General features: G+C 41.2%; 21 protein-coding genes. 8 read left to right on the forward strand and 13 right to left on the reverse strand.

Features of this window, described 5'->3' with window-relative positions; all coding sequences use genetic code 11:
• Positions 1-45 precede the first annotated feature (45 nt).
• The 10 genes from ACSLUK_RS01225 to ACSLUK_RS01270 all read right to left on the reverse strand — a co-directional run bounded on the left by ACSLUK_RS01225 (position 46) and on the right by ACSLUK_RS01270 (position 9,494).
• Positions 46-360 carry a hypothetical protein gene (locus ACSLUK_RS01225; protein ID WP_448546670.1) on the reverse strand — a complete coding sequence of 105 codons (315 nt, stop codon included), beginning with the start codon at positions 358-360 and terminating at the stop codon, positions 46-48.
• Positions 361-479: 119 nt separating this feature from the next.
• Positions 480-2,852, reverse strand: coding sequence for an ABC transporter permease (locus tag ACSLUK_RS01230; protein ID WP_448546671.1), 2,373 nt, complete (start codon positions 2,850-2,852; stop codon positions 480-482).
• Positions 2,839-3,522 (reverse strand): ABC transporter ATP-binding protein, encoded by a 684-nt coding sequence (locus ACSLUK_RS01235; protein ID WP_448546672.1) that lies wholly within the window; start codon positions 3,520-3,522, stop codon positions 2,839-2,841. Before ACSLUK_RS01235 ends, ACSLUK_RS01230 begins: the two co-directional genes overlap by 14 nt.
• A gap of 41 nt (positions 3,523-3,563) precedes the next feature.
• On the reverse strand, positions 3,564-4,796 hold the full coding sequence (locus ACSLUK_RS01240) for an efflux RND transporter periplasmic adaptor subunit (protein ID WP_448546673.1): 1,233 nt from the start codon (positions 4,794-4,796) through the stop codon (positions 3,564-3,566).
• A 33-nt stretch (positions 4,797-4,829) separates the two neighbouring features.
• Positions 4,830-5,414, reverse strand: coding sequence for a hypothetical protein (locus ACSLUK_RS01245; RefSeq protein ID WP_448546674.1), 585 nt, complete (start codon positions 5,412-5,414; stop codon positions 4,830-4,832).
• A 22-nt stretch (positions 5,415-5,436) separates the two neighbouring features.
• The gene (locus ACSLUK_RS01250) at positions 5,437-6,006 is read right to left on the reverse strand and encodes a hypothetical protein (protein ID WP_448546675.1); all 570 of its coding nucleotides are present in this window, start codon (positions 6,004-6,006) and stop codon (positions 5,437-5,439) included.
• Positions 6,007-6,066: 60 nt separating this feature from the next.
• Positions 6,067-6,249 (reverse strand): hypothetical protein, encoded by a 183-nt coding sequence (locus ACSLUK_RS01255; RefSeq protein ID WP_448546676.1) that lies wholly within the window; start codon positions 6,247-6,249, stop codon positions 6,067-6,069.
• A gap of 386 nt (positions 6,250-6,635) precedes the next feature.
• The gene (locus ACSLUK_RS01260; protein WP_448546677.1) at positions 6,636-7,427 is read right to left on the reverse strand and encodes a hypothetical protein; all 792 of its coding nucleotides are present in this window, start codon (positions 7,425-7,427) and stop codon (positions 6,636-6,638) included.
• A gap of 680 nt (positions 7,428-8,107) precedes the next feature.
• Positions 8,108-8,707 (reverse strand): hypothetical protein, encoded by a 600-nt coding sequence (locus ACSLUK_RS01265; RefSeq protein WP_448546678.1) that lies wholly within the window; start codon positions 8,705-8,707, stop codon positions 8,108-8,110.
• A 52-nt stretch (positions 8,708-8,759) separates the two neighbouring features.
• Positions 8,760-9,494, reverse strand: a complete 735-nt coding sequence (locus ACSLUK_RS01270) for an AsmA family protein (protein WP_448546679.1) — start codon at positions 9,492-9,494, stop codon at positions 8,760-8,762.
• A gap of 200 nt (positions 9,495-9,694) precedes the next feature.
• Between ACSLUK_RS01270 and ACSLUK_RS01275 the strand changes: the two genes are divergently transcribed.
• Positions 9,695-10,123: a hypothetical protein gene (locus ACSLUK_RS01275; protein WP_448546680.1), complete on the forward strand. Its 429-nt coding sequence runs from the start codon at positions 9,695-9,697 to the stop codon at positions 10,121-10,123.
• 48 nt (positions 10,124-10,171) lie between these two features.
• Here ACSLUK_RS01275 and ACSLUK_RS01280 read toward each other — a convergent pair whose 3' ends face one another.
• The 3 genes from ACSLUK_RS01280 to ACSLUK_RS01290 all read right to left on the reverse strand — a co-directional run bounded on the left by ACSLUK_RS01280 (position 10,172) and on the right by ACSLUK_RS01290 (position 14,515).
• The gene (locus ACSLUK_RS01280; protein WP_448546681.1) at positions 10,172-11,353 is read right to left on the reverse strand and encodes a chorismate mutase; all 1,182 of its coding nucleotides are present in this window, start codon (positions 11,351-11,353) and stop codon (positions 10,172-10,174) included.
• A gap of 331 nt (positions 11,354-11,684) precedes the next feature.
• Entirely contained in the window at positions 11,685-12,071 is a 387-nt protein-coding gene (locus ACSLUK_RS01285) for an MAPEG family protein (RefSeq protein WP_448546682.1), read from the reverse strand.
• Between the two features lie 50 nt (positions 12,072-12,121).
• Positions 12,122-14,515 (reverse strand): penicillin acylase family protein, encoded by a 2,394-nt coding sequence (locus tag ACSLUK_RS01290; RefSeq protein WP_448546683.1) that lies wholly within the window; start codon positions 14,513-14,515, stop codon positions 12,122-12,124.
• 476 nt (positions 14,516-14,991) lie between these two features.
• Between ACSLUK_RS01290 and ACSLUK_RS01295 the strand changes: the two genes are divergently transcribed.
• The 7 genes from ACSLUK_RS01295 (at position 14,992) to ACSLUK_RS01325 (ending at position 21,700) form a co-directional block, all read left to right on the forward strand.
• On the forward strand, positions 14,992-15,354 hold the full coding sequence (locus ACSLUK_RS01295; RefSeq protein WP_448546684.1) for a hypothetical protein: 363 nt from the start codon (positions 14,992-14,994) through the stop codon (positions 15,352-15,354).
• Between the two features lie 214 nt (positions 15,355-15,568).
• Positions 15,569-16,801: an aminotransferase class V-fold PLP-dependent enzyme gene (locus tag ACSLUK_RS01300; RefSeq protein ID WP_448546685.1), complete on the forward strand. Its 1,233-nt coding sequence runs from the start codon at positions 15,569-15,571 to the stop codon at positions 16,799-16,801.
• Positions 16,802-16,858: 57 nt separating this feature from the next.
• The gene (locus ACSLUK_RS01305) at positions 16,859-17,293 is read left to right on the forward strand and encodes an iron-sulfur cluster assembly scaffold protein (protein WP_448546686.1); all 435 of its coding nucleotides are present in this window, start codon (positions 16,859-16,861) and stop codon (positions 17,291-17,293) included.
• 1 nt (position 17,294) lies between these two features.
• Entirely contained in the window at positions 17,295-18,311 is a 1,017-nt protein-coding gene (locus ACSLUK_RS01310) for an XdhC family protein (protein WP_448546687.1), read from the forward strand.
• On the forward strand, positions 18,289-18,909 hold the full coding sequence (locus ACSLUK_RS01315) for a nucleotidyltransferase family protein (protein ID WP_448546688.1): 621 nt from the start codon (positions 18,289-18,291) through the stop codon (positions 18,907-18,909). Before ACSLUK_RS01310 ends, ACSLUK_RS01315 begins: the two co-directional genes overlap by 23 nt.
• Before the next feature lie 50 nt (positions 18,910-18,959).
• Positions 18,960-19,442 carry a (2Fe-2S)-binding protein gene (locus ACSLUK_RS01320; RefSeq protein ID WP_448546689.1) on the forward strand — a complete coding sequence of 161 codons (483 nt, stop codon included), beginning with the start codon at positions 18,960-18,962 and terminating at the stop codon, positions 19,440-19,442.
• A gap of 2 nt (positions 19,443-19,444) precedes the next feature.
• The gene (locus ACSLUK_RS01325) at positions 19,445-21,700 is read left to right on the forward strand and encodes a xanthine dehydrogenase family protein molybdopterin-binding subunit (RefSeq protein ID WP_448546690.1); all 2,256 of its coding nucleotides are present in this window, start codon (positions 19,445-19,447) and stop codon (positions 21,698-21,700) included.
• Positions 21,701-21,799 lie beyond the last annotated feature (99 nt).

Raw genomic sequence — 21,799 nt, forward strand, 5'->3', positions numbered from 1 at the left:
ACTCCTTATGCAATCGAATGAACTCACTAGAATAGCCTAAATGACTTAATCCGTTTGTTCTATCTTGAGGTATTTTTTGCGGCCAAGTGTAATGTAATACAGTGACAGAAATACCGACTTGAATAAACTGCCATGCACAGTGTTTTTCACGACAAGTGTGCGTTGTTTTTGAGTGTCCAAATAGTATTTGGGACTCGAACACCAGTCGATCTTTGCCTGAAGGTACTTTGTATAATCTGGAATATTAATAGTTTGCGTGGAGTTCGGCGCTATTTCAATGAGCTTTTTATCATCGGCGTACAGTTGATAATTACGCATTGCGTCCTGATATTGTTTGGGGCGTGAAATTCTTACTTCCATGAGATTTAATTATCAGGCCATAAAGCGTTATTGTGTTAGTAACACTTTATAGCCGTTACATTTTTGCATTATTGTTATTAATGCAACTCAGTTTATAACAAAATTATACAAATTTCTCGTCATTCTGACCGCAATATTTTACTGATGGGAGTACGTGTAAAGCGAATGCTGGGAATCATTACTGACAGTGTTAACATCAATAGCAATGTGATACTGCTTAGTGCAAAAACTTCCGCATGAAACGTGAGCGCAATTTTACTCGATTCATTCACCCTATTTATTAGCCAATTAAAACTAAACATTGTCATAGGTGCGGCAATTGCAAACGCAAGCATTGCGTGGGCCATAATGTTCATCATAACGCGAAAATCTGACGCACCTAAGGCTAAGAATACGCCCAAACGTTGCTTTTCGAGTGCGATATAAGCACGAATCTGATACCACAAACTTACCAATACGCAGCTTACAATGAGACATACCACAAACATTGAAAAGAGCAATAATTGCTGGTTACTCCTGTCATGTTTACTTAACGCCTGTTCGATAGAACTAACTGGCAAAACATCCACTTGAGTTGATTGTTCGGTTAGCCAAGTGAGAAGATTTTGTACGACAGAATTTTGCTGATGAGTGTCGGCAAAATGAAAGACAAATTGTTGTCTATTCACGGCATGTTCAGCGGTGAGTGGTACATAAAACGTAGGCTTAGCACTTTTACTTTTCCCCTGATGTGGTGCGTTTTCAACAATACCAACAATAGGGTGGGTAGACTGGGTTAAATGATAAGTGATACTAGTACCCAGCAAGCCATTAATGTTTTCATTGTTACTTAATAATTCTGCCGCCGCTTTATTAATTACGATACCTGATTGCCAATTCTTCGGCATAGTGATCAGCGGGATCTCAAGGACATCAAAATAATTATGACTGACAAGATTATAGTCAAACGAAGTTGGTTGACTTAGTCTGGTGTCTTCGAGTAATTCTGCATGCATGTTGTCAAAACTTGCGGTTGCAACAGCAACGTTGTTTCTGGATATTTGCGGCACTTCGCCATTAACTACCTGTTGCCATGCTAAACCTTGGTTTTTCTGCTTGCTAACTAACTGCATACTAGACATTGCGACTGTGCTGTTTGAACTATTGAGCCATTGTTGATATGCAATGGTTAAGGTCACATTCAAAGCGATAAGCGCTACTGCCAACTGAAATACCAGCGTGCATTGACCTGTTAAACGCTGCATAAAAGTTAAGCTGGTGTTGGTCAGTCGGCTAAACATGGATTGTTTACGTAACTTTAAGAACGGTAGCATAGTGCAAATAAACAGGATCAATGCGATGAGTACCCACGCAGAAAAAAGTTGTGAACTAGCGATGCTTAAAGGAAGACTTCCTACGAGTAATTGATAGCTATCGAGTTGTGAAATAAATCTTGCTATACCGAAAGTGAATCCACCAGACAGAAACATGATTATTACTAACTTCAATATTGTTGTTATTGCAGCGGTCTTCAGTAAATGAGTGTTGGTCGAACCGAGTATTTTTAATATGCGAAAATCATCATTAAACATGATGGCGCGACTTGAACAAACAGAAACAAAGTTCAGCGTTAATACTAAACCTAAGCCTATGATTAACAATAGAAGTAATTGCCAAATAGCGGTGAGACCATTGTGAGCAACCGGATCGAAATTGATTCCTTTTAGTACGGTTAAAGTAGAACCTGATCCACGCATAGACATGCCTTTAACGGTTAAGTCCATACTGTTAAGTTTGTCGACAACATATGCTGGGGAAATCGGCTTGCTCGCACTAATCACACCAAAATAAAAGGGGGCGGCTCGCAAGAAACGATCAACCATCATGTCACCAGAAAATGGTGTACGAAACTTCAAATAGTAAGCGGGCATCCAAATGTCGGGTTGCCAAGGGCCTATTTTGTTGAGCTGTTTTGGTAAGATGCCATGTATTATTATCCCATTCGGAATACGGTCATTGTGTAAATATTGCCCGATAAGGTTAGGCGCACTTTTTAGATGTTCTCGCCAGAATCGTTCTGAGATCCATGCTCCTTGTGTTAAGTCAGGTGATTCAATCCCTAAGTCAATTCCAAGCGCATCAATGGCTTGAGGATCAAAGGTTAAAATACTTGTTTCAGGTAACGGCGTTTGGTTAAGGTCTAGTCGATACTTGTTGTAAATAAACCAATTGACGTTTTCTATATCGCCAAGCTCTGCTGTAGCATCAATGGTAAGTCGATTGACACCTTCAAGTCGGCCGTCTTTGTGCTGTTGACCTATGGTATACAGATGAGCTTGAGTATTGGTCCATTGTGGTGCTTCATCAAAAAGTAACACACCAAGTCGCAGGGCAATGGCTAGTAGCGCTGATAATAGGGCAAACCCCAACAACAATAGGCTTAATTTCGCGTATTGACCGCGCCAGCGTCGCCATTCACATTGGACGTCGAATAAAAGATTATTGCTTGTCATGATGAATACTTCCATCGTGAATGCGAATCTGCCGGCTACACTGGTTGGCGATATTGTTGTCGTGGGTGACAATGATGACCGTTGCGCCTTGTTCGGCTAGCGATAGTAACAATTCGATAATGTTTTGACCTGTAGCCGAATCTAAATTACCAGTAGGCTCATCAGCGAGAATTAGCTGTGGCTTGTTGACCAGAGCGCGCGCAATAGCAACCCGTTGTTGCTGTCCTCCTGATAGCTGACTTGGGCTCATATTTAATTTATCTGCTAAACCTACTTGGGCTAACACTTCTGCTGCACGTAACTGGTAATCTTTGTTGGCAATGTTTTTGTTATAACGCATTGGTTGCACAACATTTTCGAGCACTGTCATATTGGCAATAAGGTTAAAGTTTTGAAATATCCAACCAATATGTTGATTGCGTAAAATTCCTTTTTGTCGTTTGCTTAGGTCAGAAACCGATTGGCCTCTAAGTTTATACTCACCTTGGTTGTAGTCATCTAATAGGCCAATAAGTGAGAGCAAAGTCGATTTTCCACTACCGGACGGGCCAAGAATAGCAATTGTTTCACCGTCTTTAACGGTTAAGTTAATATCTTCAAGTACACGATGCAGAGATTTTCCCTGAGGAAATGCTTTGCTGATGTTATTTAGTTGAATAAGGCTTTCCATAAGTAACTCCTGTCGCGGGAAAGTGAAACATATTGGTATTGTTAATTTGTTTGGGCTGTGCTTTTTGGCGTTTCGAGCAGAATTTTGTCACCAATAGAAAGTCCGGAAATCACTTCCATATTATCTTTAGCTAATACGCCAATTTGTATTGTGCGTTGCTCTGTTTCGTTACCATTTTTTACTGTTACTACGTAGCTGCTGTTACTGCGAGCAATAAATGATGGCGGCTGAACTCGAATGCTATTGTGAGCTTTGGCTACGATGATGTTGGCAGAAATGTCTAGATTTTCTCGCGCATTTGAAGGGAGTGTCTGTTCGATTGTTGCTTCCACTCTGACCTGATTCGCTTCTACCAATGGGTGTATTCTCAGTACTTTCCCAGCGACATGTTGGCCTCTTACATCAACGGAAACAGTATCACCAATGTTAATACGATTAGCTTCAGTTGCGGCGACCGAAAACTCTGCATAGAGACTATTGGGATCGGTTAAAACGGCCAACACCTCGCCCTTAGAAATAGGCTTACCTATTGCAACGTTCTCACTAACGTCGCGTAATACCCCGTTTTGTTCAGTGGTAATATGTAATTGCTCAATGTCATAATTAACCAATGCCAACGCCTGTTCAGCTGCCTGTAAGTTATATTGAATCGCTTTTTTTTCTGCAGCTTGTGATTGCAAAAAGGAAGCTTGACTGCGCTTGGCAAGATTCAATGTTAACTTTGACTGCTCTAAACGGGTTTGCGCCCGCAAATAGTCAAGCTCACTCAGTAACTGTTGGTTATACAGCTTAGTTAGCGTGCTCATTTCTTTTTCTGCGAATCGAATGTCACTTTGCGCCATGTCGATATCATTGGTCAGAGATAATGCTTCCCGTTGCAGTTTTGCTGTTGCTGATTCATACGTCGCCTTGGCTTTTAACAGCTCAAGTTCCGCTTCCTGCTTTTTGCGTTCAAGCTCTGGATTTTGCATTTCAAAGAGTATCGTGCCACTGGTAATCTTTGCACCAGGATAATAGTGGATGGCGCTTATGCGACCTGAAGACTGGGCGATTATGCTGGTGTTGCTGCGTGGTTTAAGCCGGCCATAACCCACTATTTTGTCGACTACATCACCGGTATTAACTGTTGCCAGTTTAATAGGTGATGTAGAAGGCTTTGCCAGTGCTTGCCACGCGAGCCAAGTACCAATTATTAGCACCAACACTAAGATACCGCCAACTAAGATGGGTCGGTAGCGTTGAAACCATGTATCAGAAGAGGGGATTTGTAACATAACGTCCTTATATTGTTAGCTTGCAATTAGATACTAAAACTTTTGTGGCTTAAAACCAATATCTGGTGTTCGAACGAGATAACGAGGAATTTCGTTAAAAGTTGCTGCCAAACTGCGCATTGCTAAATAACGCTTCTTTTGGCCTTCGTTGAAAATAGTCCAAGTTCCATCTTTGTGGCTATGGTTAAAATCAAAATATAGCATGATATAGCCTGGCTTTTGGGGCAGTTCCAGCTGAAGAATTTCAGTTAGCTGCTCATTATTTATAGGTATGTCACAGCTTTGCGTGGTTAATATCTCTTTCATTTCAGGGAAGGCACTTATCGCTTCATCATATGTGAGCCAGTGTTGTTTTTTCGAGTCATAAATATAAGCACGTACCATGACAAATGAACAATCATGCTTAAGGAAAAAGTTTTCAACGATATCAAATCGCTTTGGGCTTGCTATGCGCCAATTTTCAGCTGAATTTACACGAGTTTCTGCGCGCCATTGGTTTTGTGGTAATACTTCCGTTGCGTAAGAAACACAAGAAAATATCCAAGCAGTTAGTGCTGTGCATATGACTTGAGTCTTAGGATTAGCGAATAAATTTTTTAATGTAATAGTGGCGGGCATTAATCTCAATTCCTTGTTTCTACTAAAACTGTTGTGCTTTAAAGCCTATTCTAGGGGTACGTACTAGGTATCTGGGCATGTCGTTAAACGTTGATGCTAAACGTCGCATTGCGAGGAAGCGTGTTTTTTGATCTTCGTTAAATATTACCCAAGTGCCATCGTTACTATGTGAAACGTCAAAATACAGCATGATAGGCCCTTTCTTCTTTGGTAAATCCAATTGCAGTAGCTCACTGAGTTCATCATTTGTTATTTTGATATCGCAACTTTGCGTGGTAAGGATTTTTGCCATTTCAGGGAACGATTTAACCGCTTCGTCATAAGATAACCAATGTTGCTTATCAGTATCGTAAATATAGGCTCGTACAAATACTAGTTTACAGTTATTAGTTAAAAAAAACTGCTCAAGCGTATCATATCTGCGAGGCTCAGCGAGCAACCAATGCTCGTTCGGATCTACAAGGGTTTCTGCTAGCCACTGGTTTTCTGGCAATATTTCAACTGAGTTACTTTTTGCGAGCGAGCTATTCCCTATAGAAATGCTAGATAATAGCGCAATTTTAGTTATTAATATTATCGATTTTATTGGCATTTTAATTTCCTTATTTTGAGAGGTGGTGAAATTTTCACACCACCTCAATAGCTTAATCAGTTACGGGCACCTAATTGTACAAGGGTTAGATGCTGTACAATCTACCAATCCTTGTGGGGTTTCCGCTGTACACGTCCATTCACCATTTTTATCTCCGCAAACGCTATCACCACACGCCGCATAAACGCCAAACGCCACTGAACTTGTCAATAGCAATCCCAAAAGTGCTTTTTTACTAAGCATAACTTTGTTCCTTTTCCTTGTTGATTAAACAATAAACTAAATTGCTAACGGATGTAAATGCCTTGTTAGCGGTTTGTGATTGTCGTGCTTGTGTGACAATGTTCAAGTTGTGATTGAAGAAAAAATATTGTTTTTTTGTAGGGAATTGTTGTGAACTAGGGTTTGAGAGGGCTATCGAAATTAAAGCGGAAATTTATTACAGGCTTTTTTGTATGTTTAATTTGACCCGTCCTAAATAAGGTTGACACTTTTCCACCACTAAATTGGAGAGTGTTATGAAATCAACCACTAAACGCATTGTGCTTAACTCTTGAATCAAAATCAATAGACAATAGTGCTCTGCGAGAACTTGGTCTTTTTTATTTAAAATTTCATATAGTGTCAATCTATTCGCATTTTATGGTAATAAGGTGCTGATTATTATGTGTAATTTTCCTGTCGTGGTCGCAGTTGATATTTTTTGCACTTGGAAGTTGGTTAAATTTTTTAACTAATGCGGATATATTAAAATCTTTGCCAACATGGCTCACAATTGCCATGCATTTTAAAGAACGGCATACAATAAGGTCAGTTGAAGCAGATTCGTTTGGAGAAAGGGAGAGAATTGCATCTCTCACATACTCTTCATTTTCACTACTGTAATTCCCAAAGGTGCCAGTTTCATTTTCGTTAAGTGTATTCAATTCATCATAAAACAGCGTTTCATTTATTTCATAAGCTTCATCTGTAAAGGTATTGATATTTATTTCGCGGAATGAAACTGTTCCATCTGAGTTATGTTCTTTCTCATAATATATTTCGCCATACAAAAAATACGGATCATTACGCTCGATAGAATTTTCTTTGAGTAAAGTTAACTGATTAGTTTTTGATTCTAAACTGGGTTTCGATATTTCATTGCTGGCGTTGAGTTTCGTGGCGGTGTCTTTGGAAATTAAGGCCGTGTTTATTTGTGCCATTATTTTCGATGACTCGTGAGGGTTGTTGTTGTTGTTGTTGTTGTTGTTGTTGTTGTTGTTGTTGTTGTTGTTGTTGTTGTTGTTGTTGTTGTTGTTGTTGTTGTTGTTGGCTCGTGTATTTGAATAAAGGTTAGGATCTAATTTATCATCTTCGATAAAATTCCAAGTAATAAGTGCCAATGAGAGGACTCCGATAAATAACAACGTAGTTCTTAACATGGAATATATCCTTCACTTTATTATTTAATTCAATCTGAAATTCAAATATTTTCGTTACTTTAAATGTAAACGTAAATATATAGATATCGAACATCAATGACATTTTCAACCCAAATCTAATTGTTGCTCATCTTCGCCTAGATTCGTATCTGATGTGCTTGTGGAGTGGATAAATAGGAAAGAAACACTTTGCCTATTGGCGAATATAAAATTGATGTTGAACCAGACCTTTCACCATGAACAAAAGGTATAGAGTTAGTTTTTCAGATTGTAACTGGATCAGGCTGCTGTTTTGACTGCCTAACAATGGGAGACAGTGAGCAGGTTACAGCACTGAAAGCAGCAGTCGCTGCGTTTATAAAAATCACCAAAGCGACGGTATATGAAGTATGCATTATTCAGTTGAGCAAGGATTCAGTACACCATACAACCTTCTTTATTTTTTCGGGATTTGATTGTTTAAGCGGTGAGTCTATGTAATTAATGGAAAGTGAGTTTGATTCCTTGATAAAGTTTTGGCATTCCTGTAGATGAATTGATTGGGGAAGAATATATTGGCAATTGTTAAACGTTTGTAGGTACAAAACCCAATACGCTTTTATCAATGAAACGATAAAAGCGCGTTTGGCTAGCCACAGTGATGAGGCTTTATGACAGAATATGCTTAGGAATAAGCCGTACTAAAACTTGATGGCAATACCAACAGACACCGCGGCTTCTAAAAACATACTGTCTTCAAAATGTGCAACGCAAACGCTGTCCTCACAGAATAGTTCGTCTTCATCGTCAACTAACGTCGCGTAGCCTCTAATTTCTGTGACAATGGCAAAGTTGTCAGACACTTCGTAACGTGTACCAAACGCTGCTGTGGCAGATAGGTAGAGTTCTTCGCCATTCCCTTCAATGAGTGCGCCACCAAGACCAATTGAAAAAGTCGTGATGTAATTTTGTTGTCTAAACAAGGCAACGCCATTGAAATGTGCGTAAGTTATGTCGATGTCATATTCTTGATTATCAAAATCACTGGTAAAGTCGTGTGACACGCGGTTAATGAGAATTTGTCCTTGACCATTGGGGGATTCTTGCCAAGCAATGCCTAATCCAAAGTGCGCAGCATTATCTACCGATAAGGTATTGTCACTACTGACACCTTGCATATCTGAACTAAACATCTGGCCAAACATTGGCGTGATTTCGAATTCGCCCGCTATAGCTGAAGCATTGCAGCAAAGTGCAGTGCTTAGGCATACTGCAAGGAGTGATTTTTGTGCTTTTAACATGGCTTTACCCTGTGTTTCCCTATTATCCAATAGTGATGATTTGGTGTTGTAATTATTGGATAAGTGATTTCAATTTATCGCTAACTTTATCTTGTAACTTATTTTTCAGTTTATCTTCTAATTTTTTTGACTGAATCGCTTTGGTTTCTTGCCAAATTTTATCAACTAATTGACCCAATATGACCTGCCCTAATTTTGATGTGGGTACACCATTATCGCCTCCAATATTGCTAAGCGCGATGCGTGGTAACGTTATTTGATGTACATCGCCACCCAATGCTGACAGATCAAGTTGAGCGTTAATATTGGTTAATGATAGCTGAGTTATCTTGATTTTGCGGTCTTTTGTTTCATCGACCTCTACTTCTTTTTCATTCGGTGAAGCTTCTGGTAAGTTGATTTGTTTTTTAAGTACTTGAATATTTGAACGGCCATCACTGTCTACTTCAATGTTCAGTAAAGAACCATCCACATTTATTGCGTCAACAACCAACGGTGATTCTTTCAGGCTTTTTAAGTTGATGTCTAAGGTTATGTGATCTAATTGATATAGTTTTTTAGTAGAAAAACCTGCAACATTATCAATCGTCACTTGCTCAATTGTACCAGCGGCTTGGGATAGCCTGATATCAACAGCTGCAACTTTAACTGGTACTGCTAAAACGGAAGAACCTTGCGTCTCAATTTGGTTTTTGATGAACGCATTGATAGATCCGCTCGCTAAGAACCACATGGCACCGCCACAAAGGAGTAATATAACAATCGCGATGGCTGATAAATATTTCATGACTATCTCTAAGTTGTTAAACCGTAAACAAATTGATATCAGTGTAAGCTTTTGCGCTGCTAAATCAAAACCTATCTATAAAATTAGTATGCGTTGTTTAAAAGTTGAACGTCTTGCTCAAACTTTATACATGAGGTATAAGAGTTGGGGCAATAAAATAGAACAACAATAACAATAACAATAACAATAAAAAGAATAATATGAATAAACCGATGTTTTCAGTAAATAAGAAATTATGGTCATTTAACTTTGGCTGTATGATAGCGGGTTCGTTTGTCTGGTTGGTTAGTGTAGGTGCGCAAATGCCGGTACCTGAGGTATTACATGACCATGTGATATTTGTGCATCAATATTATGAAGGACTTGTAACGGCAGTATTTGCGGTTGTAACTACGATTGCGATGTTACTGGTAATGCACAGAGGGTTTCGCATATGCGTGAGCGAACATCCGTTTTGGGTATTAGTGCCATCGCTGTTTTTTGTAGTGCTTACCGCCATATCAGCGTTTGAATTACTATCAATGATCCTATTCGCTGCAGTACCCACTATGATAATGCTCGCTTGTGTGGCGATTAGCTTGCGAGTTACAAGGCGCAAACTGAAAAATCGTATTTCTTTAGAAAATTAAAAAGGCTTCACCCGGTGAAGCCTTTTTAACGTCTTTTCGCACCCGAGGTTATTGCGCTAGGGCACTGCTCGGAACGCTAGTCGGGCTGATATGTTCGATAGGGTAGCAACCTAATACCTTGATGAAATTTGTAAGCGATGTTAACTCTGTTATCGCTTCCTGCAAGGTAAGGGTCTTAAGGTTGGCTTCAACGTCAAGGTAAAACATTTCTTCCCACGGTCTGCCTTGTATTGGGCGCGATTCAAGCTTGCACATGTTGATACCTTTATCTTTTAACACCAGCAAGCATTCAACTAAAGCACCTGGTTTTTGGCCAGTGGCTAATATGATGGCGGTTTTGGCTGGAATTTGTTCTGCAACATCAATAGGCTTACGTGCAACTAAAATAAAACGACTGTGGTTTTCAGATTGGTTAGCGATGGATTTTTCGAGCGGGTGAAGATTATACAATTTGCCGCCTTCTTCACTACCAATTACCGCAACTGTGTCATCTTGCAACTCATAGGCTTGTGCCATAGCATCAGCAGTGCTATCACAGTATTCAATCCTAATACCTTGCTGTTTATCCAAGAAATTGCTGCATTGGGTGAACGGTTGGCCATGCGCATAAATGGTTTTAATGTTTTCCAGTCGAGTATTTACTGCGGTGAGCAAGCAGTGCTCAATTGGTTGAGTTATTTCACCCACAATCGACAGATTTGTGTGTTGCAGTAAATCGTAAACTTGATTGATTGAGCCTGAACTCGTGTTTTCAATAGGCAGCATGCCGTAGTCAACATGTCCTGATTCAACTTGTTGCATGATGTCGGCAAAGGTCTGACAGCCATACTCAATAATGTTTTCTGCGCGTCGCGAAAAATAGCGGTGGCTGGCTAAATAACTGTACGAGCCTTTATCACCTAAAAAGGCAACACTGACTGTTGGCATTTCAATGTTAGGATTGGCCAATGTTTGTAAGTAAGCTTGCTGATTTAATACCGAATCTTCGATAATGGTTTGGAAAACACTGGTCACGTAATGAGCATCTAAACCAAGCTCTTTGCCATGCTTGATGAGTCTAATGAGAAGTTCTTGTTCCCGCTGTTGGTCACGGACTGGGCGAACAATATGCGCTTTGCTCTTAGCTACCTGCAACGTCAGTGAACGGCGTTTGGCAAATAGGGCGAGTAGATCTTGATCTAACTGGGTGATTTGTTCTCTGATTTTGTTCAAGTCTAATTCGTCGTTCACAAACGGCTCCTGTTGCTCAATATTAAGTTAATACACTTTAAATGTACTTGCGCAACCACGTGTAATTCGTGCCAATACGCAAGTATAAAAAAACCTCCTAAGTGGAGGTTTTGTCTTATTAACGTTGAAACGACAATACCCTCCCTACGAATCCGGGAAAATAAAAAATAGGGTAAAAAGAATGCGTGTATTTCGTTTCATGGTTCTACTGTAGCGAGCGTAGCGCGATTGTTCAACCTTTTTATCTATGCAAATTTACGCCTGTTTATGCCCTAAATTGAATAAGCGAACAATTTAGGGAAATGGATAATGAAAAATGTCTGCTGCATTGTTATGGAATGCATTGATATAACATCACGAATGAACTGCATGTGGCAACAAACCATACTAGTGACCGAAGTGTGCTCAAGTTATATAGATATAACAAATGATATGTGATGCGCGCGCCAACGTGAATCATAGCGAGTTGCTGAATAAACTCTCCCGTAGTGTGTGTAGTGATGGCACATAGCACTGCAATAGCAAAAATCAGCAACGATTCAAACGCATTTTGATGCGCAGCTAATGCTCTTGCGCCATAGCCTGTTAGCTTTGATTGCTGTTCGCGGGGATGTTCATTATCGTAACCTCCCTGTTTGCTCATAGCGACTGCTACGGGAAGCTTGGCTAAATAGGGTAATAGTGCAGCGGCAAATAAACATAAAATTAATACTTCCACAATTCGTCCTTAATTATCGTTGTTGTTTTCTTAGTTTGTTCATAGTGAGACTAATAGCTATGCAAGGTTAGAGTATATTGGGTTTCCCCCGGTAAAAATGGTGATGGCTTACCTTGCTCCCAATCTTCATGTCCTATGCGGTAATAAGGACTCCATGGATGGCCTGATTGACTGGTTGGCATATGAAATATACCTTGTGACTCATACCCGGGAGATACAACCATACGTTCTGACGCACCAAATGCTTTGCCCTGAACCCTAGGCATATATGTGTCGCCTGCTAGAGGCGTATTAGGCATATCTAACCAGTTGCCCAACAATGGTACGGCGGCACTGAGTGGATGTTTTATGTTACTGGTGTTTTCTTGTCCCCATGTTGCGCTTGATAAGGGTTGGCCATCCGTTAGTTCACTTATCGTGTTCGTTAACGCAAGCTCAAGTAATGCCTGCCAGCTTTCTTGCTGCTTAAGTAGGTAGTTGTCGGGTTGCTCACTGACTAATTGCCATAAGGGGGTTTCCAACTGATGGCGAATACTGTGAAGTGAAAAGTTTTCATCCAACTGTGACAACTGTGTTTCTAATGGCTCAAAGACTAACGCTCGGGTTTCAATACGAAATTGACTGACAAGGCGATAACCAACTGAATCTACACTGGCAAACAAAGGTTTTTGCTTAACAAATTCAAGCGCTTGTTGCCATTTTGGATGTTTCTTCAGATTTTCAGGTGTTAAAACTTGCTCCAATAGTATCTTTTGCCAACGTGTTAAAAAGATCGCTTCATCATCGAGAGCTATGGCCAATAGCGCTTGTTCATTGAACTGTTCTTTAGCAAACAAACGCTTTTTAATTTGTTGGGCACGTGCACCTAGTGCGTAGCCACCATTGCCAATCTTGTCATACATCTCGCCACCAATAACACGCGAATTAGCGGTCCAAAGACGATCTTGAGCAGGGTTGATTAATTTGGGGTATTCGCTTGGCTCGTAATATCCTAGCCATCCATTACTACCATCGGCCCATGATGTCGGCACTTCACCCAAGCCGTCTGTTTTTTTAGGCATTGGCCCCATAATTGTCCAACCAATATTGCCTTGTTTATCACCTACCATGAAGTTTTGTGATGGAATACCTGCCATTGCTGCAATTTCAATGGCTTCATCAACACCTTGAGTGGTTTCTAGTTGCATATGAGTGAGGTTGACAGCATTTAGGTCATGGGCGACCCAGCGGTAGGCCATTTTGTTGCCTTGGTGGTCAGTACCTATAACCGGACCCCAGCGGGTATCATAGGTTGTAATTTTGACTGAAGGCGCACCTTTAACCGCGATGATTTGTTCTCGCGGAATGAAAGGTTCAAATCCATCGGGTGTCAAATACTGGCTACCATCTTCATTTGTTTCTAGTGTGATAACGTCACTCCAGTCACCATAGCTATTGGTAAAGCCCCATGCAATATGACCATTGCTGCCCACCACAACTATCGGTGTACCCGGAAGCGTGGCACCTGTAACTTTAATCGGCATATCGTCTTGTTGATACTCAAAAGATGCTCTAAACCACGTGTTGGGTACTCTAATGCCTAAATGCATGTCATTTGCGACGATGGCACTGCCCGTTTGGCTAATATTGCCAGACACCGCCCAATTATTTGAACCAGGAGAATAATGGCGATCCTTAATACTAGTGCTATTTACTTTAGTTTCGGCACTTATATTTGCGAGACTGGCTGATGCAGAGGGCCATGGCATTGAAGGCAAAGGTGATGCAGAGAATTCTGTATGGTCTATAGCGGCATCCCATTGGCTCCCCATGGGATTAAGAAAATGATACGCTTGCTTACTGAGGGTCGATTGCAACAAGCCAAGCGTACGCTCTCGTTCACCATCAGAATATTGCAGATCAATGTACATGCTTAATACCGTTAAAATTGTATCGACTTCTTGCCATTCAACAGGCTCTTGCTGCAATAGGTAATATTCAAATGGTTTGGCGTATAAATGATTCAACCCTTCGTTAACACCTTGCGTGTAAGCTTTCAAAATCGTTTTTTGTACGTCGGGCAAGTTATTGAAAATTGATTGAGCGCGTTCCCTAAAGCGGTGCTGTCTAATCTCTGTGTCATAATCAAGGGCGATTTGGCCAAACAGGCTTGATAATTCTCCAGCAGAATTTCGGCGCAATAAATCCATTTGAAAAAAACGCTCTTGGGCATGAATAAATCCGGTTGCTACGGCTAGATCGATGCGATCCTTAGCAATAATTGTTGGAATGCCTTGTTTATCACGATTGACAGTAACTGAAGCCGACAACCCGTAAATTGATTTTTGCCCATCGAGTTGTGGTAAGGAGCTATCTATTCGACTGTATACCCATGTAATAAATACGGAGAACGCTAAAATAAGCGTGAGAAAAATACCGAGAATAATTTGCTTGGTTATATTCATGGCTTTAGCAAGTTTATGGCAGATTAAATAGAGGTTACATTAAATGCACAATGTTAACAATTGATGACCAAAAAAATGAATGTTACAACAGATATAGCGCTAATGTGTTGTTAATATTGATTAATCGAAAATTAATTAGAAACTGTTAGTGAATCTTGATTGAGAATGCAATAATACGTACCGCTTGGAAAATGAAAGGTTTGTGGTCATTTATACCAATTGACTGAGATCTTTAAGCCAATTGGCATCATGTGCATTAGAACCAGTTTCTTAGATGGTGATTTACTGTGTTCGTCGAGCGCAATTTATTCCAGTGAAATAATACGCTTGTGTTTTCGACTTTCAGGCCAATATATGAAAGTTCGTAAAGCGATAAATATGTTGTTAGTTGTTTTTGCTCAATTTAGTAGATATACATTTTTTATTTGAGCTATCGCTAGCCCCCAATAACAAATAACCTAAGCCAGTATTACATAATGAAAAATCACAACTCGCGCTATGTCCAGATCGGAGAATGGGTATTTGAGCTAAAGACTGTTAGAGCACTAAAAGTCGACCAATATGGAAAGCCATATACAGCCATCGCCAACTGCAACATAAATGGTGATCAAATGTATATAGATGGGTTACTAAATAAAGATGATGAAAACATCACTCGAGAAGACTTTGAAACCTTCAAGGCGTTTGCAGAACATTTAGAGCTGGATGGATTTTCTTATCACCGTTTTCAAAATGGTCAATCAATTACACGTCAAGTCAATTTGTCTTCTGATGCAGTAGAATCGGAAACAGAGGCTAAGAGCGATACTGACAAAGTACCAATGCGCTTAGTGAAATAAGTCGCTTGCTTTAAAGAAAGTTAAAGCACTGTGCGCTCATTCGAAAAGTTGTTTGCTTAATATACACAACCGTCTGTTTTTCTTTGTGATTGGGTTCATGGTCGTGATAGCCATAGATTCGGTTAATTTCGTCATTAATCGTTACATTTAACAGGTTGTTGACGTTTAATTGTCCTGTTAGCGTATTGGGATTATAAACCGACAATCCCTACTTATGTCTTATACAAGTCCATGGAAGCAAGATTTCCCAATTTTCTCGTCCCATGCGCAACCATTCATTTGTTATTTAGATAATGCCGCTACCACGTTCTTGCCCAAAAGTGTGGCTGATGCCATGTATCATTATCAATGTTATCAACATGCCAACAGTCATCGTGGTTTGTATCGGCTGAGCGCAAAAGCAACACAAATTGTTGAAGATGCACGTTCACTTCTTTCAAGCTTTCTCAATGCCAGTTCTTCCCAAGAAATCATTTTTACTGCGGGAACTACAGAAGCTATTAACCTTGTTGCACACTCATTTGTAAGGCCACGGATGCATCAGCAAGCGAATATTCTTGTGTCGCAAGCAGAGCACCACGCCAACTTTTTACCATGGCAGGCTCTGTGTGCAGAGTACGGTTGTGAACTACGCGTGATACCAATCACCTCAGAGGGAGAAATTGATGTGCAAGCCTGTGCTGAACTGATGGATGAAAATACGGTATTGGTTGCAATAACACATGTTTCAAATGTACTTGGTGTTGTCAATCCGATAAAAGAAATTTGCCAAATGGCGAGCAAGCGTGGAATTTTGTCAATTGTTGATGGGGCGCAAGGAATCGTTCATTGCGATGTGGATGTGCTTGATATTGGTTGTGATTTCTATGCTTTTTCCGCGCACAAGCTATACGGGCCTACTGGTATTGGCGTGCTTTATGCTAAACACAGTGTTCAGCATGAGGCTTTACCTTTTATACTCGGTGGTGGCATTGTTCAAAAAGTAACAACGGAAAAAAGCGAATTCATCGACGGGCCATTAAAATTTGAAGCTGGAAGTCATCACATTGCTGCTATTGTTGGCATGGTAGAAGCAATTGATTATTTGGAATTTATCTCATGGCGAAAATTACATCTATACACCAGCAAGTTGAATGATTATTTACAGCATGCGCTCGAAGAATTGCCATTTATCGACTATTTACTACCAAATAACGAAAAGCCTATCGACAAACCCGCGCGTTTAGTGCATTCATTTACATTAAAAAATGTGCATAGTCATGATGTTGCGTCTATCTTAGATAGTGAAAATATCGCAGTTAGGGCAGGACATCATTGTACACAACCTTTACATCAAGCGCTGGGGGTCAAATCTAGTGTTCGTGCTTCGATAGGGATGTATAACACCCACGATGATGTTGACAGGTTAGTGAGCGCGCTGGCAAATGCACATAATACTTTGACTTAATCGCTTTGCTGCTCAGGTATGTTAAAGAACTGTTGAGTAGCAATTGGGAGGAACATAGTGGCTGAAGATTTGTATCAAGCATTGCTGTTGGCACATCATAAATCTCCAACAGGATATGAATTAAAGGGTGACTTTACCCATTTTGCAGAAGGCGAAAATGGGGCATGTGGTGATGAGGTTTTTGTTAACGCTAAACTTTCTGATAGTTGTTTTGAAGCACTTGGATTTGCAGGCGAAAGTTGTGCAATTTGCCGGGCGTCCGCTTCTATCATGTGTCAACTAATACCCGGAAAAACACGGCAACAAGTGCAAGATATTATACAAATATCGCTTAATTACCTTAATGTAGATAATTCAAATAATGCGCTGTTCGAAGACTCGGTCGATTCAGAAATGAAAGCTTTATCCAGCGTACACGCCTATCCCATACGTTTGCAATGTGCGAGGCTTCCCTGGACAACGTTAGCTAAATTAATGGACAACTGGCACTAATATGCAACAGCAATGGTCATCCTTTTCAAACGTTTTTAATACCCACAATGCTTTTGTGCTGGCGGTGATTGTTGATACCCAAGGTTCAACTTATCACAAAGCTGGCGCTATGATGTTAGTTGATAGTGCTGGAAAAAGTACCGGATTATTGAGTGGAGGATGTCTAGAAGAGGACATTTGTTTGCACGCTCAGTCAGTGATGCAGGGGAACCAAGTCAAGAGGCTGAGTTACAATCTGCAGAGCGACGATGAATCATTATGGGGGCTAGGACTGGGTTGTGATGGTTCTTTGGATATCGCATTGCTGCCGCTAAATCAGCAAAACGCTTATTTGTCTTTCGATAAGGTAATTGATGCCGTCAAAAATGGACAGAGCGGGCAATATCAGTTTTCCGTTGGTGACAAGCAAACTGCCTGTGCAAGTTTTGTAAATGAATCTCAGGAATCTCGCCCATCATCTGTTGGTGCTGCCACATTTCCATATGAACAATTTCAACTGTCGATTGAACCATCTTTGCATATTGTTATTTGCGGTGCTGGTCCTGATGCAGAGCCACTCGTTGCGATGATGAAATTACTAGGATGGACTGTGTCGATTATTGATCATCGCAAAGTAGCTCTACGTCGTCATGCTTTTAACTCATGCCAAAACAAAGTGTTGATGAAATCAACGGCAGAAATGGCGTCATTGTTCATGAAAGCTAATGGTGTTGTCATTATGACCCACAGCTTAGAGCGAGATGGGCTGCTACTGTCCACAGTGCTCAATGAGAATGTTGACTATATCGGCCTGTTAGGGCCTAAAACACGTCGGGATAAATTACTGGAAAGACAGTGTATTCCTGCTAACCAAATTGAAAAAATTCATGGTCCTATTGGGCTAAATATTGGTGGACGAGGTCCTGAAGCGATCGCTTTGTCAATATGTGCTGAAATTCAAGCGTACTTCGCCAAAAGCGTAGAGAAAAATTCGGAATTGATCGTTAGCCGTTGTCATGGAGAAGTTGAGTTTGGCTAAGTTAGCCATTGTTGTGCTTGCAGCTGGGGCGTCTACGCGTCTAGGGCAACCTAAGCAATTGGTAGAATATGAAGGAAAACCGTTAGTTGTTCGCCAATGCGAACTCGCACTAGAATTGCAGTCGGATGTTTATTGCGTGTTAGGGTGCAATGCCAATAATATTTCACCGTTGCTAACCAATTTGCCAATAAACCTGATCGTCAATGAGCATTGGCAGCAGGGCATTGGGAATTCAATTGCGTGTGCGGTTAGTCATATTCAACAGCAACATCAATCATATGCCGGAGTGATGATAGTGCTAGTCGATCAATGGCGATTAACTGGACAGCACCTTCAGGCGATAAATGAAGCATGGCGCCACGATATGACAAATATCTTCATCGCCCAAGATGACACAAATAACAACATTGGCCCCCCCGTGATCTTCCCAAATAGGCAATTTGAAGAACTCATGCAGTTGTCGGGTGATCAAGGAGCAAAAGTTGTAATCAATAATAATAAAAACTCGGTGAAGCATTTTGCGCTGTGGCAGGCGTTTTGTGACTTAGACACACCGGAACAATTAGCACTAATGCAATCAAGTTGTCTGCAACAATAAAAAAGTTCGCAATTCTTTGCGAAAAACAATCAAGTTGAAGGAATCGAGCAATGATCACGTTACAAGTAAACGGTAAAAAACATCAGTTTGACGAGGATGACCAAATGCCCTTGCTATGGGTATTGAGAGATATTTTGCAGTATACAGGAACCAAATATGGTTGTGGCAAAGGGTTGTGCGGCGCGTGTACGGTTCACGTGGATGGCCAACCTCTACGCTCTTGTAGTATTCCTGTGGCCGCTGTTGCAGATAAAGCGATTACCACTATAGAAGGGCTTTCAGAGCAAGGCGACCACGCGGTTCAGCAGGCATGGCAAGCGTTAAATGTACCGCAATGTGGCTACTGTCAGTCTGGGCAAATGATGTCAGCTGCCGCGCTGCTTAAGCAACATCCTAAACCAACGGATGAGCAAATTGATACCGCGATGAGTGGCAATATTTGTCGATGTGGCACTTACACTCGCATTCGTCAGGCGATACACATGGCTGCGGATTTGGCAGATGAATTAGCGACAGAAGTTAAGGGAGTATAACGATGAAGCAAATTGAAAATGTGAGCCGTCGAGGCTTTCTAAAAGGATTGGGCATAAGTTCAAGTGCATTTGTGTTAGGTGTGCAATTTTCGTCTGTTCTTGGGATACCTAAAGCATTAGCGAGGGTAACTGAGTCTACTGTTTTTTCGCCAAGCGTCTATGTTCAAATTGGTGTAGACAACATTGTCAGCGTGATTGTTCATCGCTCTGAAATGGGGCAAGGGATCCGTACCAGTATCCCGATGATAGTCGCTGATGAGTTAGAAGCAGACTGGGAACAAGTGGCTGTGATTCAAGGACTAGGTGATAAAAAGTTTGGTAGCCAAAATACCGATGGTTCTCGCTCAGTACGTAATTTTTATCAACCTTTACGGGAAGCCGGCGCAATTGCCCGTACCATGCTAGAACAAGCTGCTGCGCAACAATGGCAAGTACCATTATCAGAGGTATACGCTAAAAATAATGCCATCTACCGTCGTAATTCAGGTGAAAAATTAACGTATGGTGAACTGGTCGCGATCGCCAGTACGCTTCCCGTTCCTGATTCGAATACACTGGAGCTAAAGGCCAAGAAAGACTTCAAGTTTATTGGTAAAGACAACATTGCACTGGTTGATGGTAAAGACATCGCTACCGGGAACACCACGTTCGGCATTGATGTGCAGTTACCCAATATGAAAACAGCAGTGATTGCACGCCCGCCAGTATTAGCGAGCAAGGTGAAGTCTTTTGATGCAACTAACGCTTTGAAAGTTAAAGGGGTTGTGGATGTTATTAAACTTGCTGACGTAGAAGAGCCTGTGCTGTTTAAACCGTTAGGCGGTGTGGCAGTAATTGCTGACAACATGTGGGCTGCCTTAAAAGGGCGCGAGGCACTGGAAATCGAGTGGCAAGAAAGCGCACATGCTTCTTACGACAGTGATGTGTATAAAGAGTCGCTAAAAAACAGCTGTAAAAGTCCTACTGCAGTGTTGCGTGACAAAGGGGATGTTGACACAGCGCTGGCAAGTGCTTCAAACACGCTCTCTGCGAGTTATTACGTACCTGAACTTATTCATGCACCTATGGAAGCCCCAGCCGCAGCCGCACACTTTCATGACGGAATGGTTGAGATTTGGGCATCTACCCAAACGCCACAGTCGGCGCAAGGTAATGTGGCGCAATTCCTTGGGCTTGAACCCGAGAAAGTAAAGGTAAATGTCACCTTGTTAGGCGGTGGTTTCGGCCGTAAATCTAAACCTGATTTTGTTGTTGAAGCGGCCGTCCTGTCTAAGCAACTCAATTTACCCATTAAGGTTGTGTGGACACGTGAGGATGAAATTCAAAATGGTTACTACCATGCGGTTAGTTACCAAACATTAACGGCAGGTATTGATCAACAAAACAAGGTTACGGCATGGCATCATGTCGCTGCTGCGCCAACAATTAGTTCCACTTTTAGCAAAGGCGCTGACTTAATTGGATTTGAAGGCGATTTGGGCTTAGTCGATATGCCTTATGATATTGCCAATATTCGTTGTAGTGCAGGTAAAGCCACTGCGCATACACGCATCGGTTGGATGCGATCTGTAACAAATATCAATCAGGCATTTGCGGTTTGTTCATTTGCAGATGAATTGGCGGTGAATGCAGGAGTAGATAGTCAACAGTACTTATTGTCGTTACTCGGAGAAGATAGACACATTGATCCTAATAAAGAAAAAGCCAAGTATGGCAACTATGGTGAAAGCCTATCTGAGTACCCTATCGATACGGCGCGATTAAAACGCGTAGTTAAAAACGTTGGGGAAATGGCGAACTGGGGGCGTGAGTTACCTAAAGGTCATGGATTGGGCATTGCAGTACATCGTAGCTTTGCCAGCTATGTTGCCTGTGTTGTTGAAGTGTCGGCCAATGCAGGGGGTAAGATAAAACTCGAACATATTTGGATGAATGTCGATTGCGGTACCGCGGTAAACCCTGAGCGAATTAGAGCACAAATGGAAGGAGCCGCGGTATTCGGTATCTCATTGGCATTCTACGGTGAAATTACTGCTAAAAAAGGCGTGATTGAGCAAAGCAATTTTGATGGTTATGCGATGGCAAGAATGCATGAGATTCCACCCACAGAGGTAAGCATCGTTGCAAGTGATGCGCCTCCGGGTGGTGTTGGCGAACCCGGTGTGCCGCCGGTAGCACCAGCGATCTGTAATGCCATTTATCAAGCAACAGGTAAACGCTATCGAGAATTGCCACTAAAACAATATGGCATTGTGTAAATCGTGTCATTTAGCCTAGTAGAAAAGCAGCATTACGCTGCTTTTCTTTTTTCTCGTGTTTTGGAGGTTGTTGCGCAATAACAATCCTTGATATTATAT

It is taken from the genome of Thalassotalea fusca (assembly GCF_053485835.1).